Source organism: Bradyrhizobium sp. SZCCHNS3052, from assembly GCF_032484495.1.
Taxonomy (GTDB): Bacteria; Pseudomonadota; Alphaproteobacteria; order Rhizobiales; family Xanthobacteraceae; genus Bradyrhizobium.
Window position 1 is genome coordinate 669,472 of the sequence record NZ_JAUETB010000003.1, and the last position, 23,496, is coordinate 692,967.

Annotated in this window: 22 protein-coding genes; 14 read left to right on the plus strand and 8 right to left on the minus strand. The window is 66.1% G+C overall.

Annotated elements, in window-relative coordinates; all coding sequences use genetic code 11:
- Positions 1–40 precede the first annotated feature (40 nt).
- From QX073_RS14685 to QX073_RS14700, 4 genes are read left to right on the plus strand one after another with little or no spacing between them, the layout of a single operon-like run.
- Positions 41–601 (plus strand): SCP2 domain-containing protein, encoded by a 561-nt coding sequence (locus tag QX073_RS14685; protein WP_316225930.1) that lies wholly within the window; start codon positions 41–43, stop codon positions 599–601.
- Positions 592–1,569 carry a peptidase U32 family protein gene (locus QX073_RS14690; protein ID WP_316225931.1) on the plus strand — a complete coding sequence of 326 codons (978 nt, stop codon included), beginning with the start codon at positions 592–594 and terminating at the stop codon, positions 1,567–1,569. The genes QX073_RS14685 and QX073_RS14690 overlap by 10 nt, the downstream gene beginning before the upstream one ends.
- 36 nt (positions 1,570–1,605) lie before the next feature.
- Entirely contained in the window at positions 1,606–2,496 is an 891-nt protein-coding gene (locus QX073_RS14695; RefSeq protein WP_316225932.1) for a U32 family peptidase, read from the plus strand.
- 49 nt (positions 2,497–2,545) lie between these two features.
- Positions 2,546–2,743, plus strand: coding sequence for a hypothetical protein (locus tag QX073_RS14700; RefSeq protein WP_316225933.1), 198 nt, complete (start codon positions 2,546–2,548; stop codon positions 2,741–2,743).
- 11 nt (positions 2,744–2,754) lie between these two features.
- Here the strand turns inward: QX073_RS14700 and QX073_RS14705 are convergent, their stop codons facing one another.
- On the minus strand, positions 2,755–3,690 hold the full coding sequence (locus tag QX073_RS14705) for a LysR family transcriptional regulator (protein WP_316225934.1): 936 nt from the start codon (positions 3,688–3,690) through the stop codon (positions 2,755–2,757).
- A gap of 108 nt (positions 3,691–3,798) precedes the next feature.
- Here QX073_RS14705 and QX073_RS14710 point away from each other — a divergent pair, with 108 nt between their 5' ends.
- Positions 3,799–4,212 (plus strand): hypothetical protein, encoded by a 414-nt coding sequence (locus QX073_RS14710; protein ID WP_316169253.1) that lies wholly within the window; start codon positions 3,799–3,801, stop codon positions 4,210–4,212.
- Between the two features lie 413 nt (positions 4,213–4,625).
- On the opposite strand, the gene QX073_RS14715 is transcribed toward QX073_RS14710, so the two are convergent.
- Entirely contained in the window at positions 4,626–5,963 is a 1,338-nt protein-coding gene (locus tag QX073_RS14715) for an MFS transporter (protein ID WP_315750153.1), read from the minus strand.
- 450 nt (positions 5,964–6,413) lie between these two features.
- On the opposite strand from QX073_RS14715, the gene QX073_RS14720 reads away from it, so the two are divergent.
- Entirely contained in the window at positions 6,414–7,439 is a 1,026-nt protein-coding gene (locus QX073_RS14720; protein ID WP_316225935.1) for a histone deacetylase family protein, read from the plus strand.
- A 224-nt stretch (positions 7,440–7,663) separates the two neighbouring features.
- Positions 7,664–9,097, plus strand: coding sequence for a lysophospholipase (locus QX073_RS14725; RefSeq protein WP_316225936.1), 1,434 nt, complete (start codon positions 7,664–7,666; stop codon positions 9,095–9,097).
- 13 nt (positions 9,098–9,110) lie between these two features.
- On the opposite strand, the gene ppsA is transcribed toward QX073_RS14725, so the two are convergent.
- Positions 9,111–11,564, minus strand: coding sequence for a phosphoenolpyruvate synthase (gene ppsA, locus QX073_RS14730; RefSeq protein ID WP_316225937.1), 2,454 nt, complete (start codon positions 11,562–11,564; stop codon positions 9,111–9,113).
- A gap of 174 nt (positions 11,565–11,738) precedes the next feature.
- On the opposite strand from ppsA, the gene QX073_RS14735 reads away from it, so the two are divergent.
- Entirely contained in the window at positions 11,739–12,866 is a 1,128-nt protein-coding gene (locus QX073_RS14735) for an SbmA/BacA-like family transporter (protein ID WP_316194275.1), read from the plus strand.
- Here the strand turns inward: QX073_RS14735 and QX073_RS14740 are convergent.
- Genes QX073_RS14740 through QX073_RS14750 form a run of 3 tightly spaced genes read right to left on the minus strand, consistent with a single transcriptional unit; the run spans position 12,826 to position 16,106 of the window.
- Entirely contained in the window at positions 12,826–13,764 is a 939-nt protein-coding gene (locus QX073_RS14740; RefSeq protein WP_315827712.1) for a 1-phosphofructokinase family hexose kinase, read from the minus strand. The genes QX073_RS14735 and QX073_RS14740 overlap by 41 nt on opposite strands.
- Positions 13,765–13,770: 6 nt before the next feature.
- Complete coding sequence (gene glk, locus QX073_RS14745) at positions 13,771–14,751, minus strand: glucokinase (RefSeq protein WP_315714260.1); 981 nt, start codon at positions 14,749–14,751, stop codon at positions 13,771–13,773.
- Positions 14,752–14,753: 2 nt separating this feature from the next.
- Entirely contained in the window at positions 14,754–16,106 is a 1,353-nt protein-coding gene (locus QX073_RS14750; protein ID WP_315714391.1) for a GH1 family beta-glucosidase, read from the minus strand.
- 212 nt (positions 16,107–16,318) lie between these two features.
- Here QX073_RS14750 and QX073_RS14755 point away from each other — a divergent pair, with 212 nt between their 5' ends.
- From QX073_RS14755 to QX073_RS14775, 5 genes are read left to right on the plus strand one after another with little or no spacing between them, the layout of a single operon-like run.
- Positions 16,319–17,269 carry an ABC transporter permease gene (locus tag QX073_RS14755; RefSeq protein WP_315714261.1) on the plus strand — a complete coding sequence of 317 codons (951 nt, stop codon included), beginning with the start codon at positions 16,319–16,321 and terminating at the stop codon, positions 17,267–17,269.
- Positions 17,270–17,277: 8 nt separating this feature from the next.
- Positions 17,278–18,144, plus strand: a complete 867-nt coding sequence (locus QX073_RS14760) for an ABC transporter permease (RefSeq protein ID WP_315714262.1) — start codon at positions 17,278–17,280, stop codon at positions 18,142–18,144.
- The gene (locus tag QX073_RS14765) at positions 18,141–19,151 is read left to right on the plus strand and encodes an ABC transporter ATP-binding protein (protein WP_315714263.1); all 1,011 of its coding nucleotides are present in this window, start codon (positions 18,141–18,143) and stop codon (positions 19,149–19,151) included. Before QX073_RS14760 ends, QX073_RS14765 begins: the two co-directional genes overlap by 4 nt.
- Positions 19,148–20,200, plus strand: a complete 1,053-nt coding sequence (locus QX073_RS14770; protein WP_315827714.1) for an oligopeptide/dipeptide ABC transporter ATP-binding protein — start codon at positions 19,148–19,150, stop codon at positions 20,198–20,200. Before QX073_RS14765 ends, QX073_RS14770 begins: the two co-directional genes overlap by 4 nt.
- A 33-nt stretch (positions 20,201–20,233) precedes the next feature.
- Positions 20,234–21,721 carry an ABC transporter substrate-binding protein gene (locus QX073_RS14775; RefSeq protein ID WP_316225938.1) on the plus strand — a complete coding sequence of 496 codons (1,488 nt, stop codon included), beginning with the start codon at positions 20,234–20,236 and terminating at the stop codon, positions 21,719–21,721.
- A 210-nt stretch (positions 21,722–21,931) separates the two neighbouring features.
- Here QX073_RS14775 and QX073_RS14780 read toward each other — a convergent pair whose 3' ends face one another.
- Positions 21,932–22,093 (minus strand): hypothetical protein, encoded by a 162-nt coding sequence (locus QX073_RS14780; RefSeq protein WP_315714266.1) that lies wholly within the window; start codon positions 22,091–22,093, stop codon positions 21,932–21,934.
- Between the two features lie 10 nt (positions 22,094–22,103).
- Positions 22,104–22,346 carry a hypothetical protein gene (locus tag QX073_RS14785; RefSeq protein WP_316225939.1) on the minus strand — a complete coding sequence of 81 codons (243 nt, stop codon included), beginning with the start codon at positions 22,344–22,346 and terminating at the stop codon, positions 22,104–22,106.
- Here QX073_RS14785 and QX073_RS14790 point away from each other — a divergent pair.
- Positions 22,339–23,232 carry an NAD(P)/FAD-dependent oxidoreductase gene (locus QX073_RS14790; RefSeq protein ID WP_315714268.1) on the plus strand — a complete coding sequence of 298 codons (894 nt, stop codon included), beginning with the start codon at positions 22,339–22,341 and terminating at the stop codon, positions 23,230–23,232. The genes QX073_RS14785 and QX073_RS14790 overlap by 8 nt on opposite strands.
- The last annotated feature ends 264 nt before the right edge of the window (positions 23,233–23,496 follow it).

Here is a 23,496-nt window from a genome sequence, read left to right on the forward strand (position 1 = left end):
GTCAAATACTTCCCGCGCCGATCCGGCCAGAGCTTGTGCCATGAGCTCTCTTCAGGACGCGTCTTCGACCTCACTGCCCCTGTTGCCGCCACTGCTCAGGCAGGTGCTGCGTCCGTTGCCATTGCTGCCCCTGCAGATCGCGCTCGGCGCTTTCCTGCGTGGGCTCTTGTGCCGGCATCCGCATCTGCTCGACCGGCTCGGGTCGCATCGCGGAAAGCGCTTTGGCATCAAGCCGACCGATCTGCCGTTCGCATTCGTGATTCAGGCGGGCCCACAGCAGCCGCAACTCGCGGCGGTGCGCGAGCTGCCCACCGGCCTCGATGCCTCCATCTCCGCGTCGATCGTGAGCCTGCTGGCGCTGGTCGAGGGCCGGCTCGATGGCGATGCGCTGATGTTTTCGCGTCAGCTCGTGATCGAAGGCGATATCGAGGCGGTGCTGGCGTTGCGCAACGCGATCGATGATGCCGGTCTGGATCTGGTCGGCGAGATCGCGGCGCTTTCGGGTCCGTTCGGCGTGCCCGCGCAACGTCTGCTGGCGGCCGCGCGTGACTCGCTGCTGAGATCAACGACGAAGGAAAGCGGGATGCGACGATGGAGCTGATCTGTCCGGCAGGGACGCCGGCGGCGCTGAAGAGCGCGGTCGAAGCCGGCGCCGATGCCGTCTATTGCGGTTTCGCCGACGAGACCAATGCCCGCAACTTTCCCGGGCTGAATTTCAGCCGCGAGCAGATGCGCGAAGGAGTAACGTTCGCGCATCGGCGCGGCGCCAAGGTGCTGGTTGCGATCAACACCTTCCCGCGCGCCGGCGCCGTCGAGCTGTGGCGTCGCGCGGTCGACGATGCCGTCGAGGCCGGGGCCGACGCGCTGATCCTTGCCGATGTCGGGCTGATGCACTATGCCGCGCGGCACCATCCCGAACAGCGACTGCATGTCTCTGTGCAGGCGGCGGCGGCGAATGTCGACGCGATCGCGTTCTATGTCGAGAATTTCGGCGCCCGCCGCGTGGTGCTGCCGCGCGTGCTGAGCGTACCCGAGATCGCCGAGATCACCCGTGAGACGGCATGCGAGACCGAAGTGTTCGTGTTTGGCGGACTATGCGTTATGGCCGAGGGGCGCTGCTCGCTGTCCTCCTACGCCACCGGCAAGTCGCCGAACATGCAGGGGGTATGCTCGCCGGCCAGTCATGTCGTCTATCAGGAGACGATACTGGGCACGACCTCGCGGCTTGGTGCTTTCACAATCAACCGATTCGGACGCAACGAACCTGCCGGCTATCCAACGCTGTGCAAGGGGCGTTTCTCGACCGCACAGGGCTCTGGCTACATCTTTGAGGATCCGGTCAGCCTCGATGCCACGACCCTGCTCGCAGGCTTGCGCGAAGCCGGCGTCACCGCGCTCAAGATCGAGGGCCGCCAGCGCGGCCGCGCCTATGTCGACGGGGTCGTGCGGCATTTCCGCAGCGTGCTGGCAGCGCTCGATGCCGGCCGGTCCGCCGACGCGTCCGACCTCACGGCGTTCACTGAAGGGCAGGCCACCACGCAGGGCGCCTACCGCAAGACCTGGCGCTAGGACCACATGACAATGGCGGAACAAGGCGCAGGCCGAATGCAGCTCACTCTGGGGCCCGTGCTCTACAATTGGCAGCCCGAGCGCTGGCGTGATTTTTACTTTCGCATGGCCGACGAGGCCCCGCTCGACCGCGTCGTGGTCGGCGAGGTCGTCTGCTCGAAGCGCGCGCCGTTCTTCGAACCCCATTTGCCTGAAGTCATCGAGCGGCTTATGGCTGCCGGCAAGCAGGTGCTGCTGGGTTCGCTGGTCCTGGTGTCGTTGCGACGCGAGCGCCGGCAGACCGCAAGCCTCGCCGAGTTTGGCCACGGTCTGGTGGAGGTCAACGACCTCACCTGCCTCAGATCGATCGCCGGTCGGCCGCATGCCATCGGGCCATTCGTCAACATCTACAACGAGGCCAGCGCCGCGTTTCATGCCGCCCAGGGCGCGACCCGGATCTGCCTCCCGCCGGAGCTGCCGCTGTCCTCGGTTGCCGCGATCGCCGGCGCCGTGCCGCAGGTGGCGATCGAAGTGTTCGCCTTCGGCCGTGTGCCGCTCGCGATCTCCGCGCGCTGCTATCACGCCCGCCTGCACAAGCTCGCCAGGGACAATTGCCGCTTCGTGTGCGAGCAGGACCCGGACGGCCTCGTCGTGACGACGCTGGACAATGAAGCGTTCCTCACCATGAATGGCGTGCAGACGTTGTCGCATGGTTGCTGCAACCTGCTCGGCGATCTCGATCGTCTGACGCAGAGCGGCGTGAGATCGCTGCGGCTGTCACCTCAGGCCTGCGACATGGTCGCGGTGTCCGAGCAATTTCAGGCGGTCCTGGCGGGCCGCGTGGAAGCTGGGGCCGCCACGGACCGCTTGCGCGAGATCTATCCGGACGTTCCATTCGCCAACGGCTTCTTGCACGGCGCCCCCGGTGCCTCCTACGTCTCGGGGTAGGTACTGCCGTGTCCTTCTGTCGAGGTGAACTCGGATGTGCTCAGTGTGCATGTCGACCCATCTCAAATTGACTGACCACGGATGGACGACGTTGAGAGACGGCGCGCAGCCCGTTCTTGCCGGCGTGCTGCAGATTGCCGACCGCGCCAAGGCGGAAGCCCAGGAAGCCGGGGAAATCGTGGTCTGTCCCCGATTTCCCCTCCCAAGCCGGCTGGTGTCCGACGCGCCGACCGCAGAGCCCAGCTGACGGCCGACGCCTCATCCCGATTTGTCGCTGAACGCGGCGGGAAGCGTAGCGAGGAACGCCATGACGCGCTGCGTGCGCAGCGGTGGCCGGCGGTTCGAGGTGCGCAGCATCCATAGGGGCTCCGCCGGCGCGCGCCACGGCTCAAGCACTTCGACGAGCCGACCTGTGCGCAAGTCGTCGTGGACGAGCCATGCCGGGCCCCAGCCAATGCCGAACCCATTCGCGATCAAAGCGACCGAAGCGTGCGCGTCGTCGCAAATATGCTTGGGCTTGAGCGCGACGCGAACGAGTTTTTTGCCGCGTGGGTCGGTGAAGCGCCAGGTCAGGATCTGCCCGCTCGCGGGATTGCGGAAGCCGACGTGGTCATGTTCGGAAAGCTCGTATGGAGTCGCCGGCGCACCGCGCGCGTTCAGATAGGCGGGCGAGGCGCAAGCGATCCAGGAGAACGTGCAAAGCCGCCGCGCCAGATGACCGGGCGCGCGATCGAGGGGTCCTGAGCGGATGGCGATGTCGACGCCTTCCGCCGCGAGATCAAGAATCTCGTTGCGGAATTTGATCTCGATCTCGATTTCGGGCCGCTCCCGCAGGAACGCAGGCAGTCGCGGCAGGATGCAGGCACGCGCGAACGAGGCGGGGGCGGTCACTCGCACCCGTCCGCCATCGTTACGCGCGGCTTCGCCGAGCGCGGATTGGACGCGATCGAGACTGTCGGCCAGCGCGCGTCCCGCCGCGATCAGCCGCTCGCCCTCTTCGGTCAGCGCCAGCGAATGGGTCGTGCGGTGCAAAAGCCGTATTCCGCGAGCCTGTTCGAGGCGGGCGACCGCCTTGGACATCGCCGAGGTGGTCGTCCCCGCTCGCCGCGCGGCTTCGGCGAAGGAGCCCGCCTCGACGACGCGGACGAAGGCGAGGAGGCGCGAGAGGTCGGGAGGCAAGGCCGTTGTGGACATCCAGTCCACATAGTCATGGCGGCGTGGTCGCTACAAGAGGCCGTTCCGATGGGCCAAATGGGGAGCGTCAGCGCGCATGCTGCGCCGCTAGAAACCGCGAGAAGTCCCATGCACCCCATCGAAATCACGCTGCAAGCCCTCGACGTCGCCGAGCGCGCGATTCGCCCCGGCCAGCCGGTCTACATGCTCAATCTGTTGCGCTACCGCGCGTATGCGCGTTACGAGGACGGCTTCGACGCCGCGCCCTGTTCGGGCCGCGAAGCCTTTAACGAACGCTATAGACCGGCCTTCCGGCGTCTCGCAGCCGGTAAGCCGCTGGTGCGGATGTTTTCCGGGCCGGTTCTGGCGAGCCTGGTCGGCCCGCAAGGCGAACGCTGGGACGAAGCGGCGATCAATGAATACGGCGATTTCGCCGCCTTCCGCTCGATCGTCGACACCGAGACCTACCAGCGCGAAGTCGCTCCGCATCGGCGCGCGGCGCTCGAGGATTTCCGGTTGTTCGCGCTCGCCAAGGCGATGTGAACGCCTTGAGGCGGCGGCCTCATGCATTTGCCTTAACCAAGCGTGACGCTCCGACGAGCCCGGGAATCCGTTCCACCGATGGCAAGAATTGGTGTCGCGGGCCCCGGGATTTGGACTTGTTCATCGGCATTTGGGCTACCCGCCGATAGAAAACAGGGCTTCCGAAATAGTGGGTCTAGCGATGTCGCGGACCCCTGCTATCAATGTTCCCCGCGTTCCCTTTTTGCTGGGCTCGAAATGTCTGTCCGCTGATCGGCGGGTTGAGATGGTGAGACCGTGTCCGTTTCCACGGGTCCGGGTTGCTTCTGATGGCTGTCGCGCGTCGCCCTGGAATGGCGGCGAGGCGCCGACAAAAAAACGGCGGCCGGGGGGCCGCCGTTGGAGTCGAGACCACGCGACGCTAAGCGTGGTGCTCAGGAGGTTCGGAGCTGGACGCGCTGGATCTTGCCGACGATCAGCAAGTAGGCACACGCCGCGACCAGGGCGTTGAGGCCGACGAACACCAGCGCGCCGTTGAAGGAGCCGGTGGCCGACAGGATGTAGCCGATCACGATCGGCGTCGTGATGCTGGAGAGGTTGCCGAAGGTGTTGAACAGGCCGCCGGAGACGCCGCCGGCTTCCTTCGGCGAGGTGTCGGAGACGACCGCCCAGCCGAGCGCGCCGATGCCCTTGCCGAAGAACGCCAGCGCCATCAGGCCGACCACCAGCGCCTGGCCGTCGACATAGTTGCAGCCGATGATCGCCATCGACAGCAGCATGCCGCCGACAATCGGGATCTTGCGGGCGAGCGTCAGCGATCCCGTCTTGCGCAGGATGGCGTCGGAGATGAAACCGCCGAGCACGCCGCCGATGAAGCCGCACAGCGCCGGCAGGGTGGCGACGAAGCCGGCCTGCAGGATCGAGAGGCCGCGCTCCTTGACGAGATAGACCGGGAACCAGGTCAGGAAGAAATAGGTCAGCGTGTTGATGCAGTACTGGCCGATATAGACGCCGAGCATCATGCGGTTCGACAGCAACTGCCCGATATGCGACCAGGTCGGACCACCGGACGCGGCCTTGCCGTCGCGCGCGCCCTCCATGTCGATCAGCGCGCCGCCGTCCTTGATGTAGTCGAGCTCGGCCTGGTTGACGCTCGCGTGCTCCTTCGGCCCGTACATGGTCCTGATCCACGTCAGGCCCATGAGAATGCCGAGCGCGCCCATCACGGTGAAGACGTGGCGCCAGCCGAATTCATGCGCGATCCAGCCCATCAGCGGCGCGAAGATCACGGTCGCGAAATACTGGCCCGAGTTGAAGAAGGCCGACGCCGTGCCGCGCTCGTTGCTCGGAAACCAGGCGGCGACGATGCGGGCATTGGCCGGGAAGCTCGGCGCTTCGGCGAGACCGACCAGGAAGCGCAGCGCGAACAGCGCGGTGACCGCGGCGGCGCCGGAGAAGAAGCCGATCCAGCCCTGCATCATGGTGAAGATCGACCAGATCACGATGCTGCAGGCATAGACCCAGCGCGAACCGAAGCGGTCGAGCAGCCAGCCGCCCGGCACCTGCGCGAGCACATAGGACCAGCCGAAGGCGGAGAACACATAGCCCATCGCGACGGGATCGAGATGCAGCTCCTTGGACAGCGAAGGTCCTGCGATCGACAAGGTCGCCCGGTCGGCGTAGTTCACGGTCGTGACCAGGAACAGCATGGTCACGATGAATAGCCGCACGCGCGATCGGCGCAATTCGGCCGTGGTTACGATTGCGCTCATGCGCTCCACCTCTCTTGTCACGTTCCTCGATGACTGTCCTAGAGGAGAGGGAGGGCCGGGGTCCAAACCGAAGCCTGTATCGATCGATCCAAATTTTGGATCAATCCCGGGGTCTCCATGCCGGACAAAGGCGCTCTTTCCTGAGCAGCCGCGGCGTGCGACGCATGAGCCGATCAGGCTTGCACGTCGAGGTTTTGCAGATTTCGTCGCGCATTCCGACGGCCGTCGCGGCAATCGCCAGCATGCGGATCTCTCCTCACGTCCACCGCGCTTCGCGCCGGATCGCCCGGATCCCGGCGAACCCGCTGCCGGCAAGATGCGAGGCGCAGCGTTCCGTTCCGCCGGTTGGAAGCTGCGGGCACGGACCAACGGACGTGCGAACCATCTGTGCTTGTATCGGCTGCGACTGCGTGCACAATCGTCGGTGCAAGCGAACAGGAGCCACTGCGCGTGAAGGCCGTCTACACCGAGCTGCATCGCAGCCATGATCCGCAATTCTATCTGGTGCGCGGCGTCGTCAAGCGCACCACCGAGCAGCCCGAGCGGGCGGATCGTCTGCTTGCGGGATTGAAGGCCAGCCATCACGAGGTGGTCGCGCCGCTTCATTTCGGCCAGGAAGCTCGCGCGCGCGTGCACAGTCCGGAATACCTCAGTTTCCTGGAAGAGGCTTGGGACGCTTGGGCCGCGCTCGGCGATGCCGGTGCGGAGATGATCCCGAACATCCATCCCGTTCGCAATGCCGCCACCTATCCGACGCACATCGTCGGGCGGCTGGGCTGGCACACGACCGATACCTCGGCGCCGATCGGGCCGGGGACGTGGGAAGGCGCCTGCGCCGCGACCGACGTGGCTGCGACCGCGGCGCAACTGCTGCTCGATGGCGAGGATGCGGTGTACGCGCTGTGCCGGCCGCCGGGCCACCATGCCTATCGGGACATGGCCTCGGGCTTCTGCTTCTTGAACAACTCCGCCATCGCGGCCGCGCATCTGCGTCAGCGCTACGAGCGCGTCGCCATCCTCGACGTCGACGTCCATCACGGCAACGGCACGCAGGGCATCTTCTACGAGCGGCCCGACGTGCTCACCATCTCGATCCACGCCGACCCCACGCATTACTACCCGTTCGTCTGGGGCTATGCGCATGAGCGCGGCGCAGGCGCGGGGCTTGGCGCCAACCTCAACATTCCGCTGCCGCTGAAGAGCGGCGACGACACCTATCTCAAGGCGTTCGAGACCGCGGCCAAGACGATTCATGCGTTCGCGCCCGGCGCGCTCGTGGTGGCGCTCGGTCTCGATGCCTCCGAGCACGATCCGCTCAAGGGGCTCTCCGTGACGACGCCGGGTTTCCGTCGCATCGGCGGCGCGATCGCGCGGCTCGGCCTTCCCACGGTGTTCGTGCAGGAGGGCGGCTATCTCTCGGACATTCTTGGGCAGAACCTGACCGCAGTGCTCGGAGGTTTCGAGGCCGCGCGGTAGGCCATCATCTCTTCCTCGCGATCTCTTCTTGGTGTGTACCCCAGAACGCCATCGCAAATCATTCGCATGGCGGCATCTGACGTGTGGAGGCGAGCCGCGACGCGACCACTCGAGGCTCGACGGTGCAGGCGACCGTCGAAACATCCGGCTCCAATTGCTGCACCATTTAGCAAGTGCTAGGCTTTGTGAACTACCCTCGGCTGTAGGCGGCTCGGAGGGACGTGATGAAGCGGCGAATGATCGGCCTGGAGACCCTGGTCACGGGATCCGAAGAGGCGTTGGCTCCGCCGAAGTCCAAGCCGACCGGGCCGGAGCTCAGCTCTGCAGCCTCGGCCGGCCGGCCATCCCGCCGAAGGCTGCTGGCCTCAGCCGGCCTTGGCTTCGGCGCTGCGGCATTGTCGTTCTCCGCCGGCCCGGCTGTCGCGCAGCCAGGTGACGGCGCAAGCCTCGGCCAGCCGGTGCGCGTCAGCAAGGATCGGCTCGATGCGCTCGCAGCGAAGCTCCACGCCGTCTTCAATGAGCACAATATCTTGCCGCCATTCTCGGCCGACAAGTACGGGGCGCGGGTCGACGTCGAACTGCGTCGGCTGACGACCTACACGCGCATTCCCGGCACCGGTGAGCGCGTCAAGGTCAGCGGCCTGCTCGCGCTGCCCGCCGATCACAAGGGCGCACTGCCGGTCGTGTCGTGGCAGCACGGCACCATCCTGTCGTTCGACCAGGTCCCGTCCAATCTCGTCAAGCTGGCCGATCCGAACTACGAGCCGCGCGACAATGTCGATTCGATCGAGACGCTGTTCAACGTCCAGCGCCTTGTCGGCAACGGCTTTGCGTTGATCGCGGCCGACTATCTCGGCAAGGGACCGTATCGCCAGGGGCGAGGCGAGGCCTATGCGGTGAAGGACGCGACCGTGCAGTGCTGCCTGGACGTGCTGAGCGCGGGTCTGCTCGCGCTCGATCATCTCCGCCTGCGAAAGTCCGGGCTGTTCCTGAACGGCTGGTCGCAGGGTGCCTTGAACACGCAATGGCTGCGCCAGGAACTGCAGCGGCGGCGCGTCGCGGTGGCGGCGAGCGCCACGCAGAGTCCGTTCAACAATCTTGCGGATTCGATGCGCTATTGGGTGTCGGCCCAACCGGGCAGCGCGTCGACCGACAGCACCTATCCGAAGCAGCCGATCTGGATAACGCCCTGCGTCATCGTCCTCCTGGGCAGCTATCGCCAGTATTACCGGCTCGGCGACCTGTTCAAGACTGCGATCAAGCCGCAGCACCTCGCGCTGGCCGAGAAATACTGGGCCGACTACAGCATGGACGAGGCGTTCAGCAAGTCGGTGCCGCAGCCCTCGGATCTGCTGGTCGACGGCTTCTTCGAGCGCTTCACCCACGAGACCAACAGCCGCTTCCTCCGCCGTCTGGCCGGCAACAGCTCGACCTATTGGGACTATGACTCCCCGATGCGCTTCTACTACGGCCTTCTCGACGAGGCGCTGCCGCCGAGCCTCGTCAAGATGCCGCTGGCGGCCGACGGCCGCTTTGCGCAAGGCATCGCGGTCACCGGCGCCAGCCATCGCGGCACGTTCCTGGCAAGCCTGTATGGCGGCGGCGACGTCATCGGCGGCGCTTCGACCGTGCTGGACTTCTTCAAGAGCAGCTCCTGAATTTCGGCCATGATCAGCTTGCCAGCGCATGCGGCGTGTGGGTCGCGAGCTCCCGCTCAGCGGTACGGACGATCTCCATGGTGCGCACGATGCTCGCCGGATTGACGCTGATCGAATCGATGCCGAGTTCGGCCAGATAGCGCGCGACTTCCGGATAGTTGGCCGGCGCCTCGCCGCAGATGCCGACATGGCGATGGTTGCGGTGCGCGCCCTCGACCGCCATCCGCAGCATCGCCAGCAGGCCTGGATCGCGCTCGTCGAAATCGAACGCGACGATGTCGGAGTCGCGGTCGACGCCGAGCGTGAGCTGGGTGAGATCGTTGGAGCCGATCGAGAAGCCGTCGAAATGTTTGGCGAACTCATCGATCAGGATCACGTTGTTCGGGATCTCGCACATCATGTAGATTTCGAGCCCGTTTTCGCCTCTGACGAGGCCATGCCCGGCCATCGCCGCGATCACCTTGCGTGCCTCCTCGACCCGGCGGCAGAACGGGATCATGATCTTCAGATTGGAGAGCCCCATCGTGTCGCGCACGCGCTTCATCGCCGCGCATTCCAGCGCGAAACCGGCGGCGTAGGCGGGATGCGCATAGCGCGAGGCGCCGCGGAAGCCGAGCATGGGGTTCTCTTCCTTCGGCTCGAAATCGGAGCCGCCGATCAGGCTGGCATATTCGTTGGTCTTGAAGTCCGAGAGGCGCACGATCACCGGCCGCGGGTGGAATGCCGCGGCGATGGTGCCGACGCCTTCCGACAGCCGCTCGACGAAGAAGTCGGCGGGCTTCTTGTAGCGCGCGGTCAGGCGCTTGATCGTCGCGCGGTCCTTTGCCGCGGTCACCTTTGCGGGCGTCGCCAGCGCCATCGGGTGGATGCCGATCGCCTGGTTGATGATGAACTCCATGCGGGCGAGGCCGACGCCATCGTTCGGCAGCAGCGCGGTCTTGAAGGCCAGTTCGGGATTGCCGAGATTGACCATGATCTCGGTGCGCGGCTTCTCCAGGCTGTCGATCGCCAGGCGCTCGACATCGAACGGCAGTGCGCCGTCGTAGACATGGCCGGCGTCGCCCTCCGCGCAGCAGACAGTGACCGTCGTTCCGGTCTTCGCGCGCTTGCTGAAATCCTCCGTGCCGACCACGGCCGGCACGCCGAGCTCGCGAGCGACGATCGCGGCATGGCAGGTGCGGCCGCCATGATCCGTGACGATCGCCGCCGCGGTCTTCATCACCGGCTCCCAGTCCGGACTGGTCGACGCGGCGACCAGCACCTCGCCGGGGCAGAACGCGTTCAGATCCTTGGGATTGCGGATCAAGCGGATCTTGCCGGTGGCGATCTTTTCGCCCACGGCGCGGCCGGTTGCCAGCGTTCTGCCGGTCTTCTTCAGAACGTAGGTCTCGATCGCCTCGGGCCGCCGCTGCGAGGCCACCGTCTCCGGCCGCGCCTGGATGATGTAGAGCGCACCGTCGCGACCGTCCTTGGCCCATTCGATGTCCATCGGCGTCGGCCTGCCGGCCTTCTGCGAGTAGTGCTCCTCGACGACGATGGTGGCCTGCGCGAGCTCCAGCACGTCGGCATCGCTGATGCAGAATTTCGCCCTGTCAGCCGGCGGCGTCGCCTCGGTGCGCGTCGTGGGGCCACGGCTGCGCGCGCCGGCCTTTGCGCTGGCTTTGGCATAGACCATCCGCTTGTCCTTGGCGCCGAGCCGGCGCGACAGCACGCTGCGGAAGCCGGCCGCGAAGGTGGGCTTGTGGACGTAGAACTCGTCCGGATCGACCGTGCCCTGCACGATGGTCTCGCCGAGGCCGTAGACCCCGGTGATGAAGGCGACGTCGCGAAAGCCGCTCTCGGTGTCCAACGAGAACATCACGCCGCTCGCGGCGCGGTCCGAGCGCACCATCTTCATCACGGCCACCGACAGCGCGACCTTGTCGTGGTCGAAGCCGTTGTCGATGCGGTAGGAGATCGCGCGGTCCGTATAGAGCGAGGCGAAGCAGTGGCGGCACGCCTCGAACAGGTCCTTGGCGCCGCGAATGTTGAGAAAGCTCTCGTGCTGGCCTGCGAAGCTCGCATTCGGCAGGTCCTCGGCGGTGGCCGAGCTGCGCACGGCAACCGCGACGCCGCGGCCATACTCCTGCTCCAGCTGCTTGTAAGCCTCTGCGACCTCGTGGCGTAGATCGTCACGGTCGGTCGCCGCGAACACGATCGCGCGCGCCTTCGCCGCGCGTTTGGCGAGATCGGCGATGCGGCGCTTGTCGAGGCCGGCGAGCAGCTTGCGCAGCGCGTCGTCGGCGCCGGTCGCGCGCAAGGCGTCGCGATAGGCGGCGGCCGTCAGTGCGAAGCCGTTGGGTACGCGCACGCCTTGCGACGCCAGCGCCGAATACAGCTCTCCGAGCGAGGCCGTCTTGCCGCCGACGCCGGGCACGTCCTCGATACGAAGGTCCTTGAACCAGCGGATGTAGCCGGGTGCCGTCATCGGTGATCTCCCGCATCGCAGCGCGAACTTCAGTTTGTCGCGGCGGGCGGCGACTGCCTTGCGCAAGATCAAGCAAGGCGCTTCGCGAGCCCCTTAAATCGCGGGATGACAACGGTTCCACCATAGGCGAGGATGTTTGTTAAGACCCATCAATCGTACCCATCCGGATCACCAATGATCTCCGACGACGAGAACGAGGACGGCAATCGCGAATGGTCGCGGTTCTGGCTCACGGCGCGGCAATTCTGGCTCGGATCGACGGCATGGCGGGTCTGGCTGCTCTGCGTCGCCCTGATCGTCCTCGTGGTGCTTCAGCTCTACGTGCAGTTTCGGTTCAATTACTGGAACAGGGATTTCTTCGACGCATTGGAGGGCCGCGATCCGACGCGGCTGCGGCAGCAGGCCGTTCTGCTCATTCCGCTTTGTCTGGCGAGCGTCGTGCTGGCGATCGTCTCGGTGTGGGGCCGCATGGTGATGCAACGCAACTGGCGGCAATGGTTGAGCGCCAAGGTGATCAACTACTGGGTCGAGAACGATCGCTATGCGCGGCTCGCGACGGTGCAGGGCGATCTGAAGATTCCGGAGTATCGTATTGCCGAGGATGTCCGCATCGCCACCGATGCACCGATCGACTTCGTGGTCAGTGTGATCTCCTCGCTGCTGACGGCGGTCGTGTTCGTCCAGGTGCTGTGGCAGGTCGGCGGATCCATCGGCTTTGCCGTGGCCGGGCACCAATTGTGGATTCCAGGCTACCTGGTGGTCAGCGTCGTCATCTATTCCGGGCTGGTGACCGGGGCCATGCTGTGGGTCGGTTCGCCACTCACGCGCGTCATCCAGACCAAGAACCAGGCCGAGTCGGAGCTGATCACCGCAGCCCATCACTTGCGCGACATCGGCGAAGGCATCGCGCCCAAGCAGGAAGAACGCAGCGTCGTTGCCGGGCTGTGGATGGCGCTCGACCGCACGATCCAGCAATGGAAGCGGCTGTGCTGGCAGCTGATGCGCAACACCCTGGTGTCTCATCTGAATACGCTGCTCGCGCCGATCATCGGCCTCGTGCTGTGCGCGCCGAAGTTCCTCGGCGATCAGATGACCCTGGGCGAACTCACCCAGGCAGCCGCTGCGTTCACGCTGGTGCAGGGGTCGTTCAATTGGATGGTGGACAATTTCAACCGCCTCGCAGAGTGGATGTCGTCGCTGGAGCGCGTCGGCGGGTTGCTGCTCTCGCTCGATCGGCTCAACGGTGATGCGGCGAGCGATGTCACGCCGTCTCGAGCCGCACGTCAGCCTGCAGACGGCTGACGTCGGCGGGATCGGACAGCGCGGTGCCGGTGCGCAGCAGCGCCGCGGCACCTGCGGCGACCGCAAAGCGAAACGCGTCGTCCAGCAACTCGCCCGCGGCGAGCTTCGCGACCAATGCGCCGAGAAAACTGTCACCGGCGCCGACTGCGTTGACCGGCACCATCGTCAGCGGCTGAGCGCGCAGCACGCGGTCGCGGGTGACCAGCAGGGCGCCGAGATGACCCATGGTCAGCGCGACGGTGCCGGCCTTGCCGCTCGCGACCAGCGCGTGGGCGGCTTTCTCCCACGCCGTGGCATCGGGCAGCGCGCCGCCGACCAGCTCTTGCATCTCGTGCAGCGACGGCTTCATCAGGTCGATGCCGCCGGCTACCGCCGCGGCCAAAGCTGGCCCCGAGGTGTCGAGCACGAATTGCGCGCCGCGTGACCGTGCAAGCGTCGCAACGCGCGCATAGAAGTCGGTCGGCACGCCGCGCGGCAGGCTGCCGCTGCCGACGACGAAGCGGGGAAACGGATCCTGGGCTGCGAGCAAGGCAAGGCCGGCCTGCCATTCGGCCTCGGTCAGCGTCGGACCCGGCAGGATGAAGCGATAGGGCTGGCCGCTGACGCGCTCCTGGACGAAGAAGTCCTCGCGCGTGTCCTCGGCCGTCGCCCAGGTGCGGCTGGCGACGCCTTCCTTCTCGACGAGCTGCTTCAGCAGCAGGCCGGTCGGACCGCCGACCGGATAGAGCGCGGTGACGTCGCCGCCGAGGCGGGCGATGACACGGGCGACGTTGATGCCGCCACCACCGGGATCTCGCTGTTGCGTCGTGCCGCGCAGCTTGGCCACCGGCACGATTTTCTCGACGGTCGTCGAGATGTCGACGGCCGGGTTCGGCGTGATCGTGACGATGTCGCTCATTCGATCTCAGTGGGTCGGGGAGCCGCCGCTCGCGGTGATGCCGGCCTCGAAGAACGATTTGAGACCGAGGAAGCTGATGTCGGGCTTGATAACGAGATGAACCGGGATCGGACGCAGATAGCTGTCATAGCGCCCCTTGCCCTCGAACTGCCGGCGGAAATCGGATCTGGCAAAGTAGTCCGGAAACCGCGGCGGGATGCCGCCGGCGATGTAGACGCCGCCGCGGGCGCAGAAGGTGAGCGCGAGGTTGCCGGCGACGGCGCCGAGCCAGGCGCAGAACATGTCGAGAGTCGCGCGGCTGGTGGCGCAACTGCGGTCCAGCGCGGCGTGAGTGATCGCTGCGGCATCGCGCGGCGGCACCGTGACCCCGTCGACCGCGGCAATGGCCTGATAGACGTTCGCAAGGCCCATGCCCGACAGCGCACGCTCGATCGAGACATGGCCGAAGCGCTCGCGCATCTTGGCGAGCACGGCGGCCTCGCGCGCCGTCGTCGCCGGCAGCGTGGCATGGCCGGCCTCGGTCACGGCAACCGTGGGACGGCCTTCTGCCGGGAGATAGCACGCGGCGCCGAAGCCGGTGCCGGGGCCGATCACCAGCATCGGCGCGCCGTCGACCGCGGCGCTTCCGCCAAGCGGAAACAGGTCGTCGGGATGCAGCACCGGCAGCGACCAGCCGACCGCCTCGAAATCGTTCAGGAGCTTGGCCGAGCGCAGCTTGAACCGCTCCGCCAGCTCGGCGCCGTCGATCACCCAGGTCGAGTTGGTGAGCATGCCGCGATTGCGCTCGATCGGGCCGGCGATGTCGAGCACGGCCGCGGTGGGCGGGCCGCCGGCGGCGTGTCGCAACAGGAAGTCGGTGATCGCGTCCGTGATGGTCGGGAAGTCGGCGACCTTGAGATGCGCGACCTCGCCGATGACGTGGCCGTCAAGCAGCGCGAACCGCGCATTGGTGCCGCCGATGTCGCCCAGAAGAACGCGTTCGCTCATCCTCACTCTTCCGCCCGGTTGTGCCGCCCGGCGGGATCGTCGGATACCCGGTGAGCGGCAATCATGTTCGAATACCACCGCGCCGACGCCTTGGGAATGCGGCGCTGGGTGGCGCGATCGACATAGACAATGCCGAAGCGCTGCGAATAGCCCGCTCCCCATTCAAAATTATCCAGGAGCGACCAGACGAAATAGCCGCGCACGTCGGCGCCCGCCGCGATCGCCTGTTCCATCGCGGTCGTATAGGCCTTGAGATAGCCGATCCTGCCGTCGTCCTGGATGCAGCCGGATGCATCGACGGTGTCATTGGCCGCCGTTCCGTTCTCCAGCACGTAGATCGGAAGCCGGAACCGGCTGTGGATGTCCAGGAGCGTATCGCGGAACGCCTCGGGCACGACGGGCCAGCCGATTGCGCTGCGCGGCACTGCCGCGGGAGGCGCTCCGAAGCTGGCGCCCATCAGGTTGCTGCCCGCCTTGATGTAATGCGGCGAATAGTGATTGAGCCCGAACCAGTCGACGGGGCGGGCGATCTGCGCCATGTCGCCGGGTGCGATATAGGGCGCGACGGCGTCCTGGAGCTCCGGCGGGTAGCAGGCAAAGGCCTGCGGAAACGGGAAGGCATCGTTCCAATAGGCGGCGAGCCGCAAGGCGGCCGCGGCGTCCTCCGCACTGTCGCTCGCAGGGTAGCAGGGCTGCCGATTGTGGATGGCGCCGATCGAGGCGCCGGCCACGTCCCTGCGCAGCACGTCGACGGCGCGGCCGTGGCTGAGATTGACGTGATGAATGGCCTTGTGCAGGGCCGCTCCGTCGGCGATCCCCGGCGCGTGCCAGCCGAGGCCGTAGCCGAACAGCGTGAACACGCAGGGCTCGTTGAAGGTGGCGAAGCGCTTGACCCGGTCGCCATAGCGCCGCGCGACCAGCGCGGCATAGTCGGCGAACCAGCCGACGATGTCGCGGTTCTGCCAGCCGCCGAGCGCCTCCAGCGCCTGCGGCAGGTCCCAGTGGTAGAGACAGAGCCACGGCTCTATCTCAGCGGCAAGCAGGGCGTCGATGAGGCGGTCGTAGAAGGCGAGGCCGGCTTCGTTGGCCGCGCCGCGGCCTTGCGGTAGCAGCCGCGGCCAGGCGATCGAGAACCGATAGGCATTGAGGCCGAGATCGCGCATCAGCGCCACGTCCTCCGCGTAGCGATGATAGTGATCGCAGGCGGTCTCGGCGGTGTCGTTGTGGCTCACCCGGCCGGGGGCGCGCAGATAGACATCCCAGATGCTGTCGGCGCGGCCGTCGAGGTGCGCCGCGCCCTCGATCTGGAAGGCCGAGGTCGAGGCGCCCCAGAGAAAGCTCGGACGGATGGTCATGATCGAGATGGGCCCTTGCGTTGTTGCGATCAGCCGCATGATGGCGGTCGCCGGCGCTCCGCCGTTGACCGGGATCAAGCCGGCGATACCCCGGCGGATGCGGTGTGTGAAGGTGCCTCCGCCCGGCAATGGCAATCATGCAGGCAACGGGCTTGCATCGGAGCCGAAAGCTGTGGAACGTGCGGCCGCCGAAAACTGGAGTCCCGGCGCGAATGAGCGTTTTTCTGCTGCGGCGCTTCCTGACCTTGCTGGCGACCCTCGTCGGCGCGTCACTGATCATATTCCTGGTGCTCGACGCGCTGCCGGGCAATGCCGCCCAGATGCTGATGGGCGCGGATGCCTCGCCGGATGCGGTCAGGGCGCTGACCGTCAAGCTCGGGCTGGATCAGCCGCTGGCGTTGCGTTACCTGCACTGGATCGGCGGCCTGCTGAGCGGCGATCTCGGCAACAGCTACGCCTATGGCACGCCGGTGGCCGAACTGATCCGCGAGCGGCTGGCGATGACCATTCCGCTCGCGATCCTGGCCATGGGGCTCACGACCGTGCTGGCGCTCACGGCCGGCATCTACACGGCCGCCAATCACAACCGTCTCGGCGATGTCGGCGTCATGTCGCTGACCCAGATCGGCATCGCCTTGCCGAACTTCTGGTTCGCGATCCTGCTGATCCTCCTGTTTGCGGTGAAGCTGCAATGGCTGTCGGCCGGCGGCTTTCCCGGCTGGGAGGACGGCATCTGGCCGGGTCTGCGCGCGCTGCTGTTGCCGGCTGTGGCGCTGGCAGTGGTGCAGGCCGCGATCCTGGCGCGGGTGACGCGCTCGGCCGTGCTCGACGTTCTGCGCGAGGATTTCGTCCGCACCGCGCGCGCCAAGGGCCTGACGAAGCGCGAGGTGCTGTGGCAGCACGTGCTGCGCAACGCCATGATCCCGGTGCTCACCGTGATGGGGCTGCAATTCGCCAACCTGCTCGCCGGCACCATCGTGATCGAGAACGTGTTCTATCTCCCGGGCCTGGGGCGCCTCATCTTCCAGTCGATCGCCAATCGCGACCTGATCGTGGTGCGCAACTGCGTGATGCTGCTGGCGGCCATGGTGATCATCGTCAACTTCGTGGTCGATGTCCTGTATGCGGTGATCGATCCGCGCATCAAGGTGCACGAGCTGTGAGTTCCGCCGTGGTCGTTCAAACGGGCGCTGCGCCTGCGTCCAACGCGTTCTGGCGCCGCGCGCTGCGCCATCGCAGCTTCACGGTCGGCGCGCTGCTCTGTCTGCTGGTGCTCGGCGCCGCGCTGCTGTCGCTGCTCTGGACGCCATGGTCGGCCTATGAGATCGATGTCGCGTCCAAATTGCGGCCGCCATCAGCAGCGCATTGGCTGGGCACCGACGTGCTCGGCCGCGACATCGTCTCGCTATTGCTGGTGGGTGCGCGCGCGACCATTCTGGTCGGCATCATCGCCGTCGGCATCGGTCTCACCTGCGGCGTCTGCCTTGGCCTGGTCGCAGCCGCGCAGCGCGGCTGGACCGAGGAACTGATCATGCGCTTCAGCGACTTCACCTTCGCCTTTCCCGCGGTGCTGTCGGCGATCATGCTGGCGGCGGTGATCGGGCCGGGCATGGTGACGTCGATCACCGCGATCGGCATCTTCCAGATCCCGGTGTTCGTGCGCGTCACCCGCGGCTCCGCCGGTGCGGTCTGGGCGCGCGAGTTCATCCTGGCTGCGCGCGCCGCCGGCAAGGGCCGCTTCCGCATCACCATCGAGCACGTGCTGCCGAACATCTTGTCGATTCTGATCGTGCAGGCGACGATCCAGTTCGCGCTGGCGATCCTGGCGGAAGCGGCGCTGTCCTATCTGGGCCTCGGCACGCAGCCGCCGCAGCCGTCCTGGGGACGCATGCTGAACGATGCGCAGACCCTGTTGTTCCAGTCGCCAAGCCTCGCCGTGTATCCCGGTGCCGCCATCGCGCTCGCGGTGCTCGGCCTGAACCTGCTCGGCGACGGCCTGCGCGATCTGCTCGACCCACGGCTGGCGAGGCAGCGATGACGGTAGGCGATCAGCCTCTGCTCGATGTGTCGGGTCTCGGCATCCGCCTCAATACCAGCCGCGGCTCGGCGCAAGCCGTGCGCGAGGTCTCCTTCACGCTCCGGCGCGGCGAGACGCTCGGCATCGTCGGCGAGTCCGGTTGCGGCAAGTCGATCACGGCGCTCGCTCTGCTTGGCCTTCTGCCTGACAGCGCCGTCGTCAGCGGCAGCATCACGCTCGATGGCCGCGAGCTGGTCGGTCTCGGTGATGCCGATTACTGCAAGCTGCGCGGCAACCGCATCAGCATGATCTTCCAGGAGCCAATGACCGCGCTCAACCCGATGCATACGATCGGTCATCAGGTGGCCGAGCCGCTGCTGCGGCATATCGGCTGCACGGCGACCGAGGCGAAACGACAGGCGATCGCGCTCCTCGATCGCGTCGGTCTGCCGGATCCCGCCCGACGCTACGGCGCCTATCCGCACCAGTTCTCCGGCGGCCAGCGCCAGCGCATCACCATCGCGATGGCGCTCGCCTGCAAGCCCGACGTGCTGATCGCCGACGAGCCGACCACTGCGCTCGACGTCACCATCCAGCGCCAGATCCTCGACCTCATCGCCGATCTGGTCGCCGAGCGCGGCATGGCGATGATCTTGATCTCGCATGATCTCGGTGTCATCGCCGAGAACGTCCAGCGCATGATCGTGATGTATGGCGGCACGGTGGTCGAGAGCGGCACCACGGACGCCGTGTTCTCGCGCATGGGGCATCCCTACACGCAGGGCCTGTTCCGCGCGCGGCCGCGGCTCGGGGCCCGCAAGGGCACGCGCCTTGCGACCATCGCGGGTACCGTGCCGGAGCTCGCCGATCTTCCGGCCGGTTGTCCGTTCGCAGATCGCTGCGGGCTGGCGATCGACGCCTGTCGCACGGCGCTGCCGCCGTCGATCGAGATCGGCGCCGGGCACGGCGTCCGGTGCATCCGGACCGGCGTCGCGCTCGCGTGTGATCCGGCGGGAGTGGTCGCTTGAGCACCGCCGCGCAAGGAGTTGCAGAGACGCCGCTGCTCGAGGTCAGGGATCTCGTACAGCGCTACACGCTGCCGCGAGAGAGTCTGCTGCGGCCGCCCGGCGAGGTGCTCGCGCTGAACGGCGTGTCGCTGTCGTTGAAGGCGGGCAAGAGCCTCGGCATCGTCGGCGAGTCCGGCTCTGGCAAGTCGACCCTGGCGCGGCTGATCATGGCGCTGGAGCGGCCGTCAGCGGGATCGGTGCTGATGGTGGGCCGCGATCTCAACCGCCTCCCGGTGGATGAGCTGCGGCGGGCGCGCCGCGATTTCCAGATGGTATTTCAGGATCCGTACGGATCACTCGATCCGCGCCAGACCATTGCGCGCATCGTCGCCGAGCCGCTGACGGCTCTCGAACACCCGGATCGCGATTCTCTCCGCAGGCGCGTCGCGAGCGTGCTGCGGCAGGTCGGATTGCGCGATGCCGACATGGACAAATATCCGCATGAATTTTCCGGGGGGCAGCGCCAGCGCATCGCGATCGCGCGGGCCCTGATCACCCAGCCGAAGCTGATCGTCGCCGACGAGCCGGTGTCGGCGCTGGATGTTTCCGTGCAGGCGCAGGTTCTCAACCTGATGCAGGATCTGCAGGAGCAGTTCGGCCTGAGCTACGTGCTGATCAGTCATGATCTCGCGGTCGTCGACTATCTCTGCGACGAGGTTGCGGTGATGTATCTCGGCCGCATCGTCGAGCGCGGGCGGCCGGAGGACTTGTTCGGAAGTTGCGCGCATCCCTACACGCGGGCGCTCCTCGACGCCGTGCCGCGGGCCCAGGCCGGCGCGGTCCGGCGCCGTCGCGAGAGCGTTGCGATCGCTTCGCAATCCCTCGGCGCGGCCGGATGCGCCTACGCGCCGCGCTGTCCGCTCGCCGATGCCCAGTGCCGCGCGACGGCCCCCGCGTTGCGAGCGCTCACCGGACAGCATTCCGCTGCCTGCCATCGGGCGGAAAGCGTAATGGCGCTGCCGGCGCTCGTCGCAACGGAACTGCAGCCACTTGTCTCGAAGCCGCTTTGACGCGTAATTTGGCTTCCTCAGGGAGAAACAACAATGTTCAAGAAACTATCGATCATCGCCATGGCCGCGCTCGTTGCGGCCGTCGCGCCGGCTCTCGCGCAGAGCAAGAAGGATAGCGTCGTTGTCGGCATGACCTTGGAGCCGCCGGGGCTCGATCCGACCAGCGCGGCCGCGGCGGCCATCGCCGAGGTGACGCTCTACAACGTCTATGAGACGCTGACCAAGATCAACGAGGACGGCTCGGTCTCGCCGCTGCTGGCCTTGAGCTGGCAGGCCTCGTCCGATCTGAAGAGCTACACGTTCAAGCTCGCCAAGGGCGTGAAATTCCAGAACGGCGAGGCGTTCGATTCCGCCGCGGTGAAGTTCTCGTTCGAGCGCGCCGGCGCCGCCAACAGCACCAACAAGGACAAGGCGCTGTTCCAGGCGATGGAGTCCGTGACGGCTCCCGACGCGGAGACCATCGTCGTCAAGCTGAAATATTCTGAGCCCAACCTGCCGTTCCTGCTCGGACAGGCCACCGCCTCGATCGTCGAGCCGAAGAGCGCGCCGACCAACGCGACGCAGCCGGTCGGTACTGGACCGTACACGCTGGGGAGCTGGGCCAAGGGCTCGTCCCTGACCTTGAACAAATGGCCCGACTATCGCAACGCCGCAGCCGTGAAGCTGTCCAAGGTGACGATCCGCTTCATCTCCGATCCGGCAGCGCAGGTCGCTGCGCTGTTGTCGGGTGACGTCGATGCCTTCCCGCGCGGCACCACGGCGCGCACCATCGCGCAGTTCAAGTCCGACCCGCGCTTCACCGTGCTGATCGGCGGCTCAAAGGCGAAGACGATCGTCACCATCAACAACAAGAAGAAGCCGCTCGACGACGTCCGCGTCCGCCGCGCGATCCTTGCTGCGATCGATCGCAAGGCGATGGTCGAAGGCGCCGTCGACGGCCTGGGTACGCCGATCGGCAGCTTCTACGTGCCGGGCTCGCTCGGCTATGTCGACACCACCGACATCAATCCCTACGACCCGGAGAAGGCCAAGAAGCTGCTCGCCGAAGCCGGCGTGACCACGCCGCTGCAACTGTCGCTGCGGCTGCCGCCGCCGGCCTATGCCCGCCAGGGCGGCGAGGTGCTCGCGGCTCAATTGGCCAAGGTCGGCATCGTCGCCAAGATCGAGAATCTCGAATGGGCGGCGTGGCTGTCACAGGTCTTCAACGGACCGCATGATTTCGACCTGACCATCGTCTCGCATGTCGAGCCGTTCGATCTCGTGAAGTTCACCGACAAGAATTACTACTTCGGCTATCAGTCCGAGGCCTTCGACAAGCTCTACCAGTCGATTGTCGATACGCCGAACGAGACCGAGCGCGCCAAGCTGCTCGGCGATGCCCAGCGCATGCTGGCGACCGATGCCGCTGCGGGCTTCCTGTTCCAGCCGCAGTGGATCACAATCATCAACAAGAAGCTCAAGGGTGTCTGGAAGGACGTGCCGCAGTTCGAGAATGATTTCTCGAGCTGGTCGTGGGAATGATGACGACCCCGCTTCGCGCGGCTTTGCGGTGACACTGCAGAATACAGCGCCCTCTCCCCTTGTGGGAGAGGGCATCGCAAGCCTGTCCGCAAACTCTGTCCTACTTGCCTCCCACAAGGGGAGAGGGCGCAATAACGACCGCCGCGCTGTCTGGTCGAACGCAATACTTCAACTTGAGCGCTGAGGTGAGCCCCACGATCCCTTGCCCAATCAGTTCGGCCAATCGATCGGCGTGAAGCGCAACTGCCGCCGCCGCATCTCGGCCTGGAGCTCCTGCGCATACTGCTTGGCCCGATCGCCGATCAAACGGTAGGGGCCCCCGATCCGGCTGTCGGCGGCCACCTGCTTTCGGACACTTTCGTAGTACGCCATCAAGCTTTCATCAGTCGAATTTACAAATCGCATCCACGCGCCCTCGCAACAAATCCCCTCGCTGCCAAGTTTGCACGGCTTTTCCGCCGCGGCAGTGACATAGGTTAACGTCCCTCAGTGGCAAAAGTTCCACTTGTATTCCAGAGAGTTCCGGGTCGATTTCATCGACACGTTTGCCGAAATGTTTTCCGCGCGAGAACTTTCTGCTCCGATGCAGCTTGAGCCAGGACTGGAGCAGGGCGGCAATGCGCACCGAAGTCCTCGTCATAGGCGGCGGGCCAGCTGGACTGATGGCCGCGATTTACCTGGCCCGGTTCCGGCGTGGGGTCGTGGTCGTCGATGGCGGCGCATCGCGGGCAGCGCTGATTCCGCGGAGCCACAACCTGCCGGGGTTCCCGAACGGCATGCCCGGAAGCGAGCTGCTCGCACGAATGCAGCGGCAGGTCGAGGAACTTCACGTTCCTATCGTCCGAAGGACGGTGAGCGCTCTCGAGACGCATGACGGAGATCTGGTCGCGACTCACGAGCGCGGTGCGGTCGCGGCACAGCGCGTCATCCTCGCGACGGGTATCGTCGACAAGCAGACGTCGCTCGCCGATTGGAGAGCGGCGGTCCGTGACGGCGAGCTGCGCTATTGTCCGGTCTGCGACGGCTTTGAAACCATCGACCACAAGATCGCCATCGTGGGCGCGCTCGGTCACGCCGCTGGCAAGGCGCTGTTCATGCGCGTCTACAGTTCGGACGTCACCTTGATCCCGATCGATGATGAGCAGGATGCGGCGAAGCGGCAGGAGCTCGCCGCCGCCGGCGTTCGGGTGACGCCACAACTTCATGCGTTGCAGCGCCAAGACGGTGCGATCGAGGCGTCATTCGTCGACGGCAGCAGCGAACGGTTCGAGATCGTGTATCCTGCGATGGGCGCCGATGTTCGCTCCGAGCTCGCCATCAAGCTCGGCGCGCGGCATACATCCGATGGCTTTCTCGAGGTCGATGCCAAGCAGCGCTGCGGCGTCGCGGGACTCTATGGCATCGGCGACGTCGTCACCGACCTGCATCAGATCGCGGTGGCATTCGGCCATGCCGCGGTCGCCGCCTGTCACGCGCATCATTCATTGCCGATGCGTCATGCGGAAGCGTAGCGGCAAGGCAGCATCGAATTGATCGCAATCTGAAGTCGCGATATCATATGTAAGTGCCGTTTACGTTGATGTGTCGGACCATGATTCATGGACAGAAGATCGGCGTGCATGACTGCGGCATTGAGCTGTCGCGAGGAGGCCGAACGCGATCCGGCTCGCCGCGATCAGTGGTTGCAGCAGGCGTCGAGATGGATGGCGCTGGCGGGCGAGCAAGCGGGGCATGCCCTGATCATCTGCGAGCATAGTGCCGCGGCGAGTCACGAG